This window comes from Cryobacterium sp. M91 (assembly GCF_002929615.1).
Classification (GTDB): domain Bacteria; phylum Actinomycetota; class Actinomycetes; order Actinomycetales; family Microbacteriaceae; genus Cryobacterium; species Cryobacterium levicorallinum.
This window is the reverse complement of record NZ_PJJT01000057.1, coordinates 1-14,645: the sequence shown is the minus strand read 5'-3', so window position 1 is coordinate 14,645 and position 14,645 is coordinate 1. Positions and strand designations below refer to the sequence as shown.

The 14,645-nt window shown below is 60.4% G+C and carries 18 protein-coding genes; 8 read left to right on the top strand and 10 right to left on the bottom strand.

The features are described from left to right. A protein-coding gene (locus CXY80_RS19905; RefSeq protein ID WP_233194795.1) for an IS3 family transposase occupies positions 1-1,309 on the bottom strand; the annotation gives its coding sequence in 2 pieces (ribosomal slippage) (positions 1-988 and positions 988-1,309; 1,310 coding nt annotated over the 2 pieces). This gene is flagged as partial in the annotation. A 183-nt stretch (positions 1,310-1,492) separates the two neighbouring features. Here CXY80_RS19905 and CXY80_RS01505 point away from each other — a divergent pair. Next, positions 1,493-1,813 carry a multidrug efflux SMR transporter gene (locus tag CXY80_RS01505; protein WP_104131334.1) on the top strand — a complete coding sequence of 107 codons (321 nt, stop codon included), beginning with the start codon at positions 1,493-1,495 and terminating at the stop codon, positions 1,811-1,813. Between the two features lie 192 nt (positions 1,814-2,005). Here the strand turns inward: CXY80_RS01505 and CXY80_RS01500 are convergent, their stop codons facing one another. The 7 genes from CXY80_RS01500 to CXY80_RS01470 form a co-directional block, all read right to left on the bottom strand. Then, entirely contained in the window at positions 2,006-2,383 is a 378-nt protein-coding gene (locus CXY80_RS01500) for a LamB/YcsF family protein (RefSeq protein WP_104131333.1), read from the bottom strand. A 1-nt stretch (position 2,384) separates the two neighbouring features. Then, complete coding sequence (locus CXY80_RS01495) at positions 2,385-2,684, bottom strand: hypothetical protein (protein ID WP_233194794.1); 300 nt, start codon at positions 2,682-2,684, stop codon at positions 2,385-2,387. Positions 2,685-2,793: 109 nt separating this feature from the next. Then, positions 2,794-3,513: an SDR family NAD(P)-dependent oxidoreductase gene (locus CXY80_RS01490; RefSeq protein WP_104131331.1), complete on the bottom strand. Its 720-nt coding sequence runs from the start codon at positions 3,511-3,513 to the stop codon at positions 2,794-2,796. A 13-nt stretch (positions 3,514-3,526) separates the two neighbouring features. Next, positions 3,527-4,291 carry an SDR family NAD(P)-dependent oxidoreductase gene (locus CXY80_RS01485; protein ID WP_104131330.1) on the bottom strand — a complete coding sequence of 255 codons (765 nt, stop codon included), beginning with the start codon at positions 4,289-4,291 and terminating at the stop codon, positions 3,527-3,529. Continuing rightward, on the bottom strand, positions 4,284-5,690 hold the full coding sequence (locus CXY80_RS01480; RefSeq protein ID WP_104131329.1) for an MFS transporter: 1,407 nt from the start codon (positions 5,688-5,690) through the stop codon (positions 4,284-4,286). Before CXY80_RS01480 ends, CXY80_RS01485 begins: the two co-directional genes overlap by 8 nt. Continuing rightward, positions 5,687-6,577, bottom strand: coding sequence for a polysaccharide deacetylase (locus tag CXY80_RS01475; RefSeq protein WP_104131328.1), 891 nt, complete (start codon positions 6,575-6,577; stop codon positions 5,687-5,689). Before CXY80_RS01475 ends, CXY80_RS01480 begins: the two co-directional genes overlap by 4 nt. Before the next feature lie 19 nt (positions 6,578-6,596). Continuing rightward, positions 6,597-7,631, bottom strand: a complete 1,035-nt coding sequence (locus CXY80_RS01470) for an asparaginase (RefSeq protein WP_233194793.1) — start codon at positions 7,629-7,631, stop codon at positions 6,597-6,599. A gap of 211 nt (positions 7,632-7,842) precedes the next feature. Here CXY80_RS01470 and CXY80_RS01465 point away from each other — a divergent pair, with 211 nt between their 5' ends. The 6 genes from CXY80_RS01465 to CXY80_RS19325 all read left to right on the top strand — a co-directional run bounded on the left by CXY80_RS01465 (position 7,843) and on the right by CXY80_RS19325 (position 11,477). Continuing rightward, the gene (locus CXY80_RS01465) at positions 7,843-8,880 is read left to right on the top strand and encodes a LacI family DNA-binding transcriptional regulator (protein WP_104131326.1); all 1,038 of its coding nucleotides are present in this window, start codon (positions 7,843-7,845) and stop codon (positions 8,878-8,880) included. A 185-nt stretch (positions 8,881-9,065) separates the two neighbouring features. After that, positions 9,066-9,362: a DUF4357 domain-containing protein gene (locus CXY80_RS20610; protein WP_104131325.1), complete on the top strand. Its 297-nt coding sequence runs from the start codon at positions 9,066-9,068 to the stop codon at positions 9,360-9,362. Positions 9,363-9,490: 128 nt separating this feature from the next. Continuing rightward, positions 9,491-9,697: a hypothetical protein gene (locus CXY80_RS01455; protein WP_146070622.1), complete on the top strand. Its 207-nt coding sequence runs from the start codon at positions 9,491-9,493 to the stop codon at positions 9,695-9,697. Positions 9,698-9,789: 92 nt separating this feature from the next. Then, positions 9,790-10,041 carry a helix-turn-helix domain-containing protein gene (locus tag CXY80_RS01450; protein WP_158251516.1) on the top strand — a complete coding sequence of 84 codons (252 nt, stop codon included), beginning with the start codon at positions 9,790-9,792 and terminating at the stop codon, positions 10,039-10,041. Beyond that, positions 10,028-11,296 (top strand): type II toxin-antitoxin system HipA family toxin, encoded by a 1,269-nt coding sequence (locus tag CXY80_RS01445; RefSeq protein ID WP_158251515.1) that lies wholly within the window; start codon positions 10,028-10,030, stop codon positions 11,294-11,296. Before CXY80_RS01450 ends, CXY80_RS01445 begins: the two co-directional genes overlap by 14 nt. A 76-nt stretch (positions 11,297-11,372) precedes the next feature. Continuing rightward, a complete protein-coding gene (locus CXY80_RS19325; RefSeq protein WP_158251514.1) occupies positions 11,373-11,477 on the top strand; it encodes a DUF1156 domain-containing protein in 105 nt (34 codons plus the stop codon). A 111-nt stretch (positions 11,478-11,588) separates the two neighbouring features. Here CXY80_RS19325 and CXY80_RS01440 read toward each other — a convergent pair whose 3' ends face one another. Continuing rightward, a complete protein-coding gene (locus CXY80_RS01440) occupies positions 11,589-12,581 on the bottom strand; it encodes a formamidase (RefSeq protein ID WP_104131337.1) in 993 nt (330 codons plus the stop codon). Between the two features lie 239 nt (positions 12,582-12,820). On the opposite strand from CXY80_RS01440, the gene CXY80_RS01435 reads away from it, so the two are divergent. Continuing rightward, positions 12,821-13,291, top strand: a complete 471-nt coding sequence (locus tag CXY80_RS01435) for an SOS response-associated peptidase family protein (RefSeq protein WP_104131321.1) — start codon at positions 12,821-12,823, stop codon at positions 13,289-13,291. A 449-nt stretch (positions 13,292-13,740) separates the two neighbouring features. On the opposite strand, the gene CXY80_RS01430 is transcribed toward CXY80_RS01435, so the two are convergent. Beyond that, a complete protein-coding gene (locus CXY80_RS01430) occupies positions 13,741-14,484 on the bottom strand; it encodes a DUF5677 domain-containing protein (RefSeq protein ID WP_104131320.1) in 744 nt (247 codons plus the stop codon). Positions 14,485-14,645 lie beyond the last annotated feature (161 nt).

Below are 14,645 nucleotides of genomic sequence, written 5' to 3'. Positions count from 1 at the left end.
GCGTGGCTGGTGCTGAATCGCTCGGGGAAGCGTGCCCTGGCCACGTCCAGCGTCGCTGCCCGTTCGACGGCCTTCGCCTCGGCGAGGCCGTAATGAACGTCTGCTGGCGTATTGAGGCCGATCCCTGAATGGCGATGTTCGTGGTTGTAGCCATCGACGAACGAGGCCATGAACGTCTTCGCGTCGGCGAGGGAGCCGAAGCGTTCGGGGAACGTCGGAGCGAACTTGAGGGTCTTGAACCACGCCTCGCTGTAGGGATTATCGTTACTCACCCGCGGCCTCGAATGCGACTTGGTGACCTCCAGATCCGACAACAATGCGGCGACGGTCTTGGACGTCATCGACGTGCCGTGGTCAGCGTGAACTACCTGTGGGATGCCGTGAATGCCGAAGATTTCCTTCATCATCTCCACCGCCAACTCGCCTGATTCCGACGCGTGAACATACGCGCCGACGATGTAGCGGGAGTAAATATCGATCATCACGTAGGCATCGAAGTACTTCCCCTTGACCGGGCCAGCGAGTTTCGTAATATCCCAGCTGAGTACCTGGCCTGGGGCCGTGGCGATCAATTCGGGGATCGCCCGTGCCGGGTGGCGTGCCTGGCGGCGGCGGTCCTTGACTTGCTGGTTTTCGTTCAACACCCGATACATCGTTGAAATGGAGCACAAGTACGTGCCCGCGTCGAGCAGCTGGGCGTAAATCTGGATCGGCGGCAGATCCACGAACGAGTCCGAATTGACGACGGCGAGAATCTGCCGGCGGTCGGCATCATCGATCTTGTTCGCCGGGATCGGCGCCGGCCCGGCCATCGGGATGCGTGGTTTCCTGGTGGCGGTCGCTCGAGGTATCCCGACCATGGCGGCCGCGACGCGAGTCGAGATTCCTCGGCTGGCCAGTTCGCGGTAGGTGGTCATTACGGCAACGCGCACGGTGTTTCGTCCCGCGAGCTCTTCGAAAGACTTTCGAGTAGCTCGTGCATTTTTGACATGATCTCCAACGCCACCCCCGTCGTCTCGAGGCGCTGCTCGGTCTTGCTCAGCTGGCGGCGCAACCGGGCGATTTCAGCTTGCTCCGGCGTTAACCGGCCAATCTTCTCGCCGGGTTTCTTCCCTGCAAGAACACCGGCGTCACGCAGCTTGCGCCACTCCGTGATCTGCGAGGAGTACAGCCCTTCGGTGCGCAGATACGCGCCGCCCTCGTGGTCCTTGATCGCCGCGTCATACGCGGCCAAATGGGCTAGCTTCTGCGCTGGGCTGAACGACCTTCTCGAGGTCGGACCACCAGCTCGGGGTCCGGGACTACTCATATAACTATCGTCGCGCACGGCGATCAAAGACGGGCTGGACATGGTGTTGATTCCTGATTCTCGCCCTACGTCAAACGGCGGACTTGCTCTGAGCTACTGGCCTCACCCAACCCTGACACGTAGGGGAGTGCTGTGCGTTGAAATTGGTTCTCAAGCTGCACACACGAAAACCGAGGTGGTCTGATGGGTGGGCTATACCTGGCCGGCGCGATCATCTTCGAAGTGTTCGGCACTATCTCTCTCCGTATGGCGTCCACCGGTAAGAAGAACTGGTTCGTCGGCGTGGGGATCGGCTACCTTATCGCGTTCGGCATGCTCGTGCTTACTCTATCCACGGGTATGGCCCTCGGCGTCGCGTATGGCATCTGGGTCGCGGCTGGCGTTGCTCTCACCGTAGTGCTCAGCAAGTTCCTTTTCAAAGAACCACTCACCCTCATCATGGGAGTCGGCATCGCGCTTATCGGTGGCGGCGTTCTCCTCATCGAGATCGGCGCCACTCACTAAATACACCACGCGACGAGATAAAAGCGGCTTTCAGGCAGGGTGCCACTTCTGTCATCGCCGCGGCGTGTCGCGCGGCTGGATCCTCCATCTCGATGCTTGCGGATTTCGGTGGTTAGGCTTCAACTGATTGAGACTGCGGATAATTAACCGCATCAGCCATCAAGCCGATGGGGACCACCGCGAAGTCCCCGGTCACCGCTCGTGAACCGGGTCGTCACGCCGTGCAAATCTTCTGCGCTGGATGTGATGTGCCCGGATTATCTCTCTAGCACAGGTGCAATCCGCCGCACACCGTGACGTCGACGTACCGCACCTCGGGGTGAGCCTCATTTCTCGGCGGCCGAAACCCACCAGGTCGGGCAAGCCCGGGTGGGCGCCTACCTTCAGCCCATGATCGGCAGCCGCTTCAACCGTGGCGGCCATGGTAGCGGGGTCACCGGAGTGAAAGCCACACGCCACATTGGCCACATCAACAGACTTCATCAGCTGCAAGTCGTTGCCGAAGGACTCGCCCAGGTCGGAGTTTACGGTGACCGTGCGGGCAGGTGCAGGTGCAGGTGAACTCGTCATATCAGGCTTCGATCAGTTGGGTCGAATGGGAGTTGTCGAGCAGATATTGCCGAGTCAGCCGTAGCCCAAGGCTAACGACGTCCGCCGCGAGGGAGTCGGGTTCCTCAGTGAGCGCCCGTGCTTTCAGTGCCTGCTGAAGAAGCGACCCGCCACGGCCGAGCACTGCGAGCCAGATTTCTTCAACTGTGTGGCAAAGCGAGATCGACCCGGTGGCTCCGCTGACCGTCCAGCCCTCAGCGAGAGCCGTGATGCGGGGTGCGCCAGGCAGCCCTGCGCACCCCGCACTCACCGTGTGTGCCACCAGCAGTCGCTTTCTGAGAGTGTGTTCCTTTCCCATGACCGAGTCGGGGTAGACCGCCCTGCCGCATGCTCCGCACATGATCATTCCTTCGCGCGCTGGTGGTGTTGGGTTATTGCATGACGTCGCCGGAGTTGGGTCCGAGGGTCTGGCCGACGTACAGGTTTCCGCCGGGCTCGCTCGCGAGTAGCACCGCAGTGGGGGCTACTTCTTCTACCGTACCGAATCGCCCCAGCGGCAACTCATCCCGCTTGGCGGCCTTCCATTCCTCGGAGATGCCCTGCACGAGCGGTGTGTCTATTGGTCCGGGGGCGATGCTGTTCACGAGCACGTTGTCGCCGGCGACCTCGAGGGCCAAGGATTTAGTGAAGGCAACGACCCCCGCCTTAGCCGCCGAATAGTGGCTCAGCCCGACACCGCCCTTGATCGCGAGCTGGGAGGCGATGTTGATGATACGTCCCCATTTCTGTTGGCGCATCTCTCCCACCACCTCCCGGCAGCACAGGAACACCCCGGTCAAATCGACCGACACGGTCTCGTTCCACATTATGAGCGTCATGTCTTGCATCGGTGACTCGGTCAGCAGCCCGGCACTATTGACCAGAATGTCAATGGTGCCGAGCCGTTGGCGAGCCGTCGCGAAGGCCGCGCGCACGCTATCTTCCTGTGACACGTCGACACTGACGCGGTCTGTGGCGGTGGCCACGCGATCGAGTACCACCACGCGGTCGCCGTTTGCGACAAACGCTTGGGCAATCGCCCTCCCGATTCCACTACCGCCGCCGGTAACGACGACTCCGCGGCCGGTGGACGCGCGATGTTGCTCGATCATTTCTATACCTTTCTTATGCTCGCATTTTCACGGTGAGTCCGCCGTCAACGATGAGGGATTGCCCCGTTACGTAGCTGGCCTCTGCGGAGGTCAGAAACGCGATGACGCTGGCTACTTCGGCCGCTGTACCCACGCGACCCCACGGAATGTCCTTAGCCGCACGGGCAAGTCCGTCTGGTCCGAGTGAATTGACCGGGTCAAGAGACTGCGGGGTTTCGATGAGTCCGGGAATCACCGCATTGGCACGAATGCCCTGCGGCCCCAGTTCAACCGCAACACTGCGAATGAGACCGAGTACGCCGGCTTTCGCCGCCGCGTAATGAGCATGGCTTTCCCACCCGTAGACCGCGCCAGCGATCGAGGAGACCGCCACCATGGCGCCACCCTCGGTCATTCGTCCGGCCCCGGCGCGTAGGGTGCGCAGCACCCCTGTGAGGTCGACATCGAGCATGTCGGCCCAACGGGCATCCGTCAATTCGGAGAGCGATGAATTGCGCAGAATACCCGCATTAGCGACGGCATAGTCGAGGCGACCGTACTCGTCCACCGCTCGTTGGGCGAACGCGTCGACGGATGCCGTGCTTCGCACGTCAACCTCGTGCACGACGGCCTCGCCACCGGCGGCGCGCACGAGTCGCAGCGTTTCTTGCGGGTCGTGTGGGTCTGTCGGGAATGTGCCGATGATGCTGCGCACCCCGTGCCCGGCGTAGTACACGGCGAGAGCCCGACCGATGCCGCTAGCGGCTCCGGTGATGATGGCGACGCGAGGCTCAGACACGCTGGGCCTCTAGCTCACTTTCTGGCTCAATATCGAGAGGTGCTTCCGCCATGGGCTTGGCCGCGAACATGAGCACACCCGAAATGAGGGTGCCGAGGGCGCCGACCCAGAGTGCGGCGGTTCCCGTGTTGGCGCCGGCTGCGAAGGCGGTGAACAGCGCGCCACCAATGACGATTCCAGGCTGGCTCATCGCTCCGACGAACGCCGTGCCGGTGGCACGGCAGCTCACCGGGTAGCACTCGGCCATGAAGTACTGGATGGCTGCGTACGGTCCGACAAGGAAGAAAAGACCCGCACCATAGCTCGCGACGATGGTAACCGGGCTGTCAGCGAGAGGGCTCAACATGATGGTGAAGGCGACCGATGCGAGAATCCAACCGCTGATAATGGTGCGCTTGCGGCCAATTTTGTCGCCGAGCCAGCCGTGGAAGAGATAGCCGAAGTAGGCCAGTGCGTTGATGATGATGAGCATCCAGAAGGCGTCGGAGAGTTCTATACCCTTTGCGTTCTTCAGGACGGAACTGCCCAGAATGCTGAAGATCATGATGCCAAAAAAGTTGAAGATCCAAGCGAGGGAGAAGACGATCGTGTTGCGGCGCAGTTTCGGTCCCCAAATAAGCTTGAGCGGGGCCGTGGATGAGTGCTCAACACCGTAGGACCCGGCGAGGAGGTGCGCCTCTTCGGTGCGCCCAGCCTTGTCCAGTCGGGTGAGTTCGCTGTGCAGTTCGAACTGGGGAGTTTCTTTGAGCTTGCGTGCGATGGCCCAGACGATGAGCGCTGCGGGGATAGTGGCCATCAGATAGAGGGCACGCCAGCCGAGGGTGGGCAGGAACGCCAATGCGAGCGCGCTAGCGAGCAAGAAACCTAACGGCCAGCCTCCCTGAATAAAGGAGTAGCTGAAGCCCGGTCGTTTGCGCTTCTTCTCGTCCTCGGTGACCTGGTAGACCTCGTTCATGTAGGTCGCGTTGACGGCTTGCTCAGAGAAACTCAGACCGCCGAAGGATCGAATGATCACGAGCAACCCAGTGCTGAGGAATGCCATCCCCGTAGGGATGATCGCCGTAAGACCGGAGACGATTGCTGTGCCCCCGACGGTGACGATCATGCCCTTGCGCCGACCGAGGCGGTCGATGACCGGACCAACAGCAAAGCAGACAATTGCCGTTCCGACGGCAATCCAAGTATTGATGGCGTACGCTTCCGGCGCGGTCCAGCCGAAGGACTCCTGCATGGCGGGCAGAAGCGTACCGAACAGTCCGAAGTCGAAGACGGCAACGGTCCAGGCCAAGAGGGCCAGAATCGTGGCAATGCGAGTCTGCTTGACGGTGAACGAGGGGAAACGACGTTTCTCGTTCCCCTTCGGCACCGTGAGATCGAGGGTGGGGGTTTTTAGTTTCATGCGGAGGGAACCTTTCGTGGGGAACGAGCGAGAAAAGAATCTGCAATCTGGTCGAAGGTGTTCCAGCTGACGCCTTCATGGGAGTTGAAATGCTCGATGAGACGCTCAAGCATGAGAAGAACCTGCGGTCGTCCGGAGACGTCGGGGTGGATCGTCATCGTGAAGACGGCCTGATCCATCTCGCGGTAAACCCAGTCGAATTGGTCTTTCCACATTTGCTCGATATCGCGAGGATTCACGAAACCGTGCGAGTTCGGGGCTGCCTTGATGAACATCATCGGTGGTAGGTCATCGAGGTACCAGTTGGCGGGAATCTCTACCAGGTCGGTTTCGGTGCCGCGCACGAGCGGCTCCATCCAGGTCTGCGCATCTTTCGCGTAGTCGATCTTCTTCCAACTGTCGCCCACGCGCACGTAGTACGGCTCGAAGTCGTTGTGCATGAGCGAATGATCGTATTTGATGCCACGTTCGAGCAAAATCTCGTTCGTCACCGAGGAGAACTCCCACCACGGGGCGACATAGCCGGTGGGGCGGCGACCCGAAACGTTTTCGATCAGTTCGATGGAACGGTCAAGGATGGCCGTCTCCTGCTCGCGGGTCATCGCGATCGGGTTCTCGTGCGAATAGCCATGCACGCCGATCTCGTGGCCGGCGGCAACGATCATGCGGGTCAGTTCGGGAAAGGTCTCGATGGAGTGCCCAGGAACGAACCAGGTGGCGGGTAAGTCGTACTTGTCGAACAGGCGGATGAGCCGGGGGCCACCCACCTCGCCGCTGAACATGCCGCGGGAGATGTCGCACGGGGAATCTTCGCCGCCGTACGAGCCGAGCATGCCGGCGACGGCGTCGACGTCCACTCCGAATGCGATTTGAATATCCTTTTTCATGCCAGTGCCTTTCGTTGAACTAATGAAGGTGGGAAAGCTCGGTGGTTGATCCGTGCAGGGCGAAGGCTTGGGCGATCTCGTCATGGTCGCGATCGAGGTGCAGCAGCAGGCTGAGCAGAATCATCGATTGCGAGGGCCGCAAAAGACCAGCGGGAATCGCGCCAGCCACAATGAGGTCCCGCCCCCCGCCGGCGCCGTAGACCGGGATGACCGGGCCGGCACTGACCCGAGTGCTCGTCACGACGACGGTGTCTCGCTCGATAGCCGCCGCGACGGCGGCGCACAGCGCGGGGTTGGCATTGCCGCTGCCCGTTGCTTGCAACACGATTCCGCTGGCTCCGGCCGAAACGGATGCCAGCAGCAAGATTCCGTCGGCCCCCGGGTAGGCAGACACCACGTCGACGCGCTGGGCCTGGCGGGTCGGGACGAGCGGAAGCGGGAGCGGGGACATCCGCTCGTTGCGGTGGTTGATGACGACCTCACCGTTCGCTGTCACGAAACCGGCCACACCAAAGTCGGGGTTGGTAAAAGCATCGAGCGCGAAGGTCTGAGCCTTGCGCACTCCTCGTGCGGAAAAAATCTCTCCGGCGAAGACAATCAGCGATCCCAAGCCCGCGCTCTCGCGCGACCCAGCGACCGCGATTGCAGCGGCGAGATTACCGGGACCATCGGGGTCGGCGGCGTCGGCTGACTTCTGCGCCCCGGTGAAGACCACCGGGCTTTCATCGTCGTGGGTGAGATCTGCCAGGAAGGCGGTCTCTTCCATCGTGTCGGTTCCGTGGGTGACAACGACCCCCCGCACCGATGGATCGGCGATGGCGATCTTGATCTGGGCGCAGATGGTAACCATGTCACCGAAAGTGAGCAGGTACGACCCCTCGCAGACGACGTCAACGACCCGTACCGGGTAGGCCGGAGGGTTGGTCAGACTATCGAGAACTTGCGCCCCGCCGTCGGCGGCGACCGCTGCACCGTCTTCGGTCAAGCGGGCTCGCGACGAGATTGTTCCCCCGGTCGCCAGCAATACCACGTGGGTGCCTGCACGATCTGGCATTTTTCTCCGAATGTCGGTACCCAAACGATTGGGTTCTTTATAAAAAAGTAACTACCCAATATTTCGGCCGACTGCACGCGTCATTGCGGGTAAGGAACGTTTATTACCCAATCGTTTGGGTAGTGAGGTGTTCAAACTATAGAATGAGATCAGCAGACCCGTCAAGCTTCGTATCCGGCTTTCTCGGAAAAGTGAAACTGGAGACAGCGACATGCAAGACATTAGACCGGGGTCCTACACCCTGAAAGACCTGGCCGCTGAACTTGCTCTGCATCCTTCGACCGTGTCGCGGATCTTGCATGGAGAAACCGACACGGCACGCGGCGCTGCCGCGCCAGCTACGGCCCAACGAGTACGCGACCTGGCCAAGAAAGTGGGATATTCCCCCGATCCTCAAGCCACGAGTCTGCGCACGCGCCGCACGCACCTTCTCGGAGTGATCGTTCCGCGGCTTTCCGACCTCGTGCTCGCCGTCATGTACGAAGGAATCGATGAGGCAGCGGACGACGCCAGTTACTCCACGTTCGTCATGAACTCCCGCGACGACCCGGCGATGCAGCGGCGCAAAACGAAGATCATGCTCTCCCGGCGGGTGGACGGCCTCATCGTCGGTGACGCCCATCTCGACGGCGACATCCTCAACGAACTCACCGAACGCGATGTGCCTTTCGTTCTCATGAACCGCGCTGTTGGCGGCTTCCCTTCGGTCACCTGTGACGACACGCTCGGTGGTACCCTGGTGGCCCAGCACCTCTGGGACAAGGGCCACCGAGTTGTTTCGGTTATCGCTGGCGAGCCGTACGCCAGCACCGCAGTCGATCGAACGCACGGTTTCGTCTCACGGTTTCGTGCCCTTGGCGGCTCGATCCCCGAGAGCGCGATCGTCTGGTCACGCTTCGACACGATGGGTGGGCGAACCGCAGCGGATACCATTCTCAGTGACGAAAATCGCCAGCCCAGCGCGATTTTCGCGGTCAATGATTTCGCAGCGATCGGCGCCATGGGTGCGGCAATTTCTCATGGTCTGGTCGTGGGTCGGGACCTAGCGATCGTCGGTTTCAATGACACCTCGTTGGCTGCGCAACTGCCCATCGCGCTGTCATCGGTGCGGTCGCCGATGATGGACATCGGCCGGTGTGCAGTGAAGCTCCTCCTCGGAATTCTCAACGGCGAAACCATGGAATCAGTACGGCTCACTCCCAACCTGTGCGTGCGGGAAAGCAGCTCACAGGAGTGGACGCCGAGATGAATCTCGCGATTAGGGCCCACGAAATATTAGAGTAAGTCGGTTACGGCTTGTTGAGGATGTAGTTCCATTCGCCGTGGAAATCGTGGCGGGTGGGGGGGCAGCGCGTCGATGTCAGCGTTGGTGTATTTCAGGCCGAGGGGGTAGTCGTCTGACCTGCTGCTGATCTCTACTTTCAGTAGACCCTTATTTTAAGAGGGCCCACTGTCCGAGATATCCGCAGCAGGTCAGTTTGTAAACGCCACGGCTATGGGGCTCTGCATGGCAAACTAATCGCCGACGCGTCGATCTTGGTTGAATCGTCTGGTCGAGCAGTATTTGCTCGGGATGTGGCATTCGCGTCCCCGTCAGCTGCGGGGGCCGTAGTCACTGGGCGCACATGTAATGGCCGCACGGCTTGGCTGAGCATAGAGACAGGCGAGACGTTCGGTCATTGGCAAAGTAGAGGCCTGGGCGACAGCGGCGTGCTTCTCGACATTGATTGAGGCGTATGAGGATTCAGGAGCTGTCAGTGTGGGGTGTGCCTCAACTGGATATCGGGGCGCGGCGGGGAGAATCTGTCAGGCCAAGTCTTTACGGATAAGGCTTCTGGCAAGACGAGAACTGTCCGCAGTTGGAAGTGCTCGCTGCGCTCAGTACGGAGTACGGCTATTGGCTTGCCGTCGTCTCTGTGATCTTGGATGGCCTGGAGCACGATCAGATTTCCTACATTGGCGACGCGTTCCAGGGTGTCGAGCCAGCATGGCTTACTGACTTCGACGTGGCCTCGCAGAATCTCGTCTGGGCCAAGTGGTGGGCACGTGGCGGGGAATTTTTCTAACGTTCGCTTGTGGGAGTATCCCGACATGCTCTAATGTGGGGATATCGCCACATGATGCTATGTGGGATTATTCCGACACAGAGGATGCGATCATGACTACGGTGCAGGTGCGAAAGTTCCGCGATATCGGCCCTGTCATCAAGGCCGTGCGCGAGAGCCGCGCTCTACGTCAGGAAGACCTGGCTGAGCAGCTCGCCTTTTCGCGCGACTATCTCATCGATCTCGAGAAGGGTAAGGGCAATCTCTACATCACACGGTTGTTCCGAACGCTCAACGAGCTGGGTATCACCGTGACTCTGACGTATGGTTCGAGCGATGGCGAGGCGACCGATGGAGGCGCTTGACCTCTATTTGCACGACCGCCACATTGGAACCGTGCGCAGGGATCGTGCGAAGCATCGAGTCGTCATTGAGTGGGACAGCGCATACGAAGGAAACGCTCCAACCCTTACCGAGTCGTTTGGAGTCATTCCTGGGCGTGCGCCCGATGCGGAACTCGCATCGAATTTCCTTGGCGGCTATACGCCAGAGGGTAATCAGCGCACGGCGCTTGCTGCCAAGCGGGGAATCGATCCCGATGACCTCTACGCGATTCTGAACGAATTCGGCGGCTCGATTGCGGGCGCAATCACGCTCCGCGACCCGGAGGAGTCAGGTAGCTATCACCCGGACTACGACGAACTCGCAGAGCGCACTCTGGCGTCTCGACTGCAACAAGCAATCGATGAGCACGACCTGGGTGCGCGCGATGACAGCCGCTCGATGTTGCCGGGGTTTCAACCCAAACTTCTTGTCGCTCGATTCGATGACGTATGGCTCGAACCACACGGTAGAGCGCACTCGACCCATATCCTCAAACCCCGACTGCAGTCACGTCCTGAGGCGATCTTCAACGAGTTCTACAGCCATGAACTCGCTCGTCACGCGGGGCTGGCGCAATTTCAGAGCGCGATACGCACGGCAGGCACGATGAACTACCTGGCGATTGAACGATTCGATCGCCACGTTATCGGCGGCGAAGTTTTGCTTCACCATCAGGAGGACCTTGCGCAGGCGCTGGGTCTTGACTGGCGCGACGGCGACGCGAAGTTCCAAGATCATAGGCTGCCATCGAGGGCAGGGCGTCCCTCGGCGCGTCTCATCGGCGAGCTACTGGGCTCGATCCCAGGCGGTGGACGCGCTGCCGAGGCGTGGCTGCGCCAACTCGTCTATCACGTCGCCATCGGCAACAACGATGCGCACGCGAAGAACGTTGCCCTGTTGCACCTCGCCACAGGAACGCAGCTCACCGAGATCTATGACGCCGTGCCGAACCTTTTCCAAGAGGGACGCATCGACTGGAATCTCGCACTTTCCGTTGGAGGGAACTTCGACCATCGGAGGGTCTCTGTGGAGGCTTTGACGCAGGAAGCGCTGTCCTGGGGGGTGCTTCCAAGACAACTCGTGCCGACTGCTATCGAGGACACGCTTGCCGCCATAGAAGTGGCTGTGCGAGCGATTGCTCCGCCCCGCCTCGCGTCACCAGGCATGCCCGAGAGGATCGAATGGAACGTCAGCAGGCTCCGATCGGGAGCCGAGATCAGCAAACCGAAGAAATGAGGTGTCGTCCGAGGCCTCTCACCTCAAATGCGGCGATCAAACTCGTTCGTGTCCTTGGCCGAAAGGAAACCCAGACGTGGCTCACAAGCGCAAGTTGATCGAAGTCGCGATTCCTCTCGCCGCGATCAACGAGCAGTCCGCCCGCGAGAAATCGATTCGGCAGGGCCACTCATTGACTTGAGGTTTCGTGTTCTGTAAACGTTTACTCTTCCGAGGCGCTTGGACCAGATCGAAGCCAATGTTGTCGTGGTGGCCGCTGATCTGCACTCGTCCGATGCGTCTCTGCGGCGCTTCAAGGCTCGCGAGGCGGGCCGTATCCCATCGAGGTACCGTCCGTAACCTCGACCTCGTCTTCCCACGGCACCCGGTAGCGCCCCGCAGCGAGGTCTGTCATGTAGGTGTACGGGCAGTCACGGGCACCACCGCGCACGGCGACGTAGCCGCGATGTCCCAACTGGTAGATGTTGTTCTCCACACCCCACGTCCTGCGGGCATGATCGGCGCGTGCGGGGATGACTTCGCCGGTGACGATACGATCCGGCGAGTTGTCCCCGCACTCCAGGACTGTGCCGTCGATGTCGCAAATCATGGCTTCGCCGATGGACCAGATACCGGTTGCATCGCCTCCGGCCAAGGCGACCGAAGCGGTGTAGGCCACGTTGGTGAAGGCGTTGACCTGATTCGTGATCCGCCAGGCGTGGCGTAGGGGGTCGGTGTAGCCTGCCGTCCGCAGAATGACGTTGGCACCCTTGTAGGTGGCTTCGCGGGCCATCTCCGGCAACATTCCATCGTGGCAGATAATCAGGGCCAGTTTGGACCCCTTGGGCCCGTCGCACACCGGGATGCCGAGATCGCCTGGTTCCCAGGGTTCGAGCGGCACCAGCGGGTGCATCTTCCGGTAGTACAGGACCACCTCGCCTGTAGCATCGACGATGATGCCACTGTTGTAGGGAGCGCCGTTGGGATTGCGCTCCATGAGTGAAAAGCATCCCCAGACGGAGCTGTCAGCACACGCGTTACGCAGAATCTCCACCTCGGGGCCGTTTAGGTCACAGAGCATCTCATCGCGCGCCCAGACCTTGGGGTCCAACCCGTTGAGGCTGTACTCCGGGAAAACCAGCAAATCCAGCGTGGGCAGGCCTGCTTTGGCTCCCCTGACCATGCCCGCGATCTTCTCAGCGGTGGCCTTGAGGTCGGGCGGCTCATTGACGATCGGCACTTGCTGCTGCACCATGCCCAGCACCAGCGCGCCTTCCGAGGGGTTCAGCCCTCCTAACCCCGTCACGAGCAGCGCCCTTTGGCCCACGAGCAAAAAGCGACCATGATGTCTCCCGCAGTTAGATTGAAAACGGTAAATGCGCCCGCACGCCTCGGGCTGAGCCTATCTGAATTGCATTAGTGTCGCGTGTTAATGATTCGCTTGTGGGCGCTCCGAAAGCGCCCACGGTGGCGTCAGGAGAGCCAAAAAGAAGCGGTGTTCCGCGTGGTCTTGTTGTCGACAAGTACCAGATATGTCCGTCTTCAATGAATGAGCTGGTTGCTCGACGGTCCATCAAAGACGTTGAGCATGCTCGTTTATCAGTATCGGATAAGCCAGCGGCGGGCTACTACGAGTGGAAGACCGACCCCACCACGAAGAAGAAGACCCCGTTCTACATCCACAACCCCGACGATGCGATCCTGGCCTTTGCCGGCCTCTACTCATGGTGGAAAGATCCCTCCAAAGCGGACGACGACCCGACCCTCTGGACTCTCACAGCAGCGATCCTCACCTCGAGCGCCGTCGACGAGCTCCTGCACATTCACGACCGCAACCCTGTCCCACTCCCTCGGGACTGGTGGGACGACTGGCTGAACCCCGCACTGATCGGCGACCAACACTTCGTCGACGCAGCCGTACAGGCTTCCCTCCCGGTCGCTGCAGCACTCAACGTCGTCGAGGTCACGCCCTTACCTTCAAAAGGGGACGGGCCGACCCTCACCGCAGCAGCGTAGACGACTCAGAAGGTCGAAGCTCTGGATGGTGGTTGTAGTGCCGCTCTGCCGCTCTGCCGCTCTGCCGCTTCGCGGAGCTTCCGGAGTTCGATTGCCTCACGGTGCTTCTGTTTCTCCCCGGTTTTCCAGGCACGCACGCCCGGAAGTAGCTGTTCTTGATCGCGCCTTTACTACTCGAGGCGGCCTTGATGAGTGATGAAGCAGCGGACTCATAAACCGTTGGGCACGGGGCTGAAGCCCGCGTCCGCGTTCCAGATCCTTGGAGGTAGAATGCCTCTTACAGCGGAGTTTGCTGGCCGCGATTCACAGAGAAGACGTCTCACGTTCGCATGAGCTGACAATACGACCTCCCTTGGGAAGTGATTTCTGCCTGATGGCACCGAGGAGGATCCCGATGGAGCCGTCTATGAGCCGGACGTAGGCGGGCTGTGAATTACCGTTGCCGGCAATCAGCCATCGTTTCCACGAGGAATTGACGTCTCAACGTTGATCGGCAGCAACAGTTGGTCGGACTGTTGGTCAAGCCTCAGCATCCCAGGCTTGCCCGCAATCAGGTCTTCGATGAGCCAGGCGGCGAACATGGCGGCCATTGCTGCCACGTATGTCGTATTCACGCCGTGCGGGTCGTCTGGCACGGGAACCAGCGTCATCTCGTCGCCGTCTATCCTGACGAAACCCGTCGTCGAGCTGCTCGTGACATGGACCAGCTGAGACTGCTGCTTGTAAACCATTTCCAACATCTGGCTCTGATCGACCGCTCTGAGCCTGTCTGCCACCGGTGGCATCCCTTTGCCGAGTCTGCCGAGCCGTTCGGTCTCTGCTTCCACAGCGTCAATGAGCTGCGTGTTCTTAAGCCAGGCCGACATCTTGCTGTAAAAGTCGATGTGAGTGGCTTGGAGAGTCGCGACGAGCTTCTCCAGACCGCCTTCTGTGAAGCGCGCCCATTGTGCTGTTACTGCATGCTCGATGGCCTGCCGCGCGAGGACCACAGCTTCGCGCGGTCTGCCCGCCCTATGCAACGTGGCGAAGGCAGCCGAGTAGCGGATCGCCTGTGCGCAAACACCGTAGATCACCTGGAACTCGCCTGCATCCGTTCCTTTGATGTCGTAAGCACGGCCGAGCAGCCGTGCTTCCTGCTCCTCGATGAACGCAAGGAGATCTTCGACTGGTGGGATTTTCTGCTCGAGGCTCACGGTTCAAAAGGTACAACAAGACCGCGACCGCACGGAGGGGGCTTCCGTACAAGCAAAAAGTGCCTAGTTGTGGTGTACCCCAACTAGGCGTCAGATACTCTTATCGAATATTGTCAGGATAGGGTCACAATCTGATTGGCGGACACCTCTCCTAACGGTGT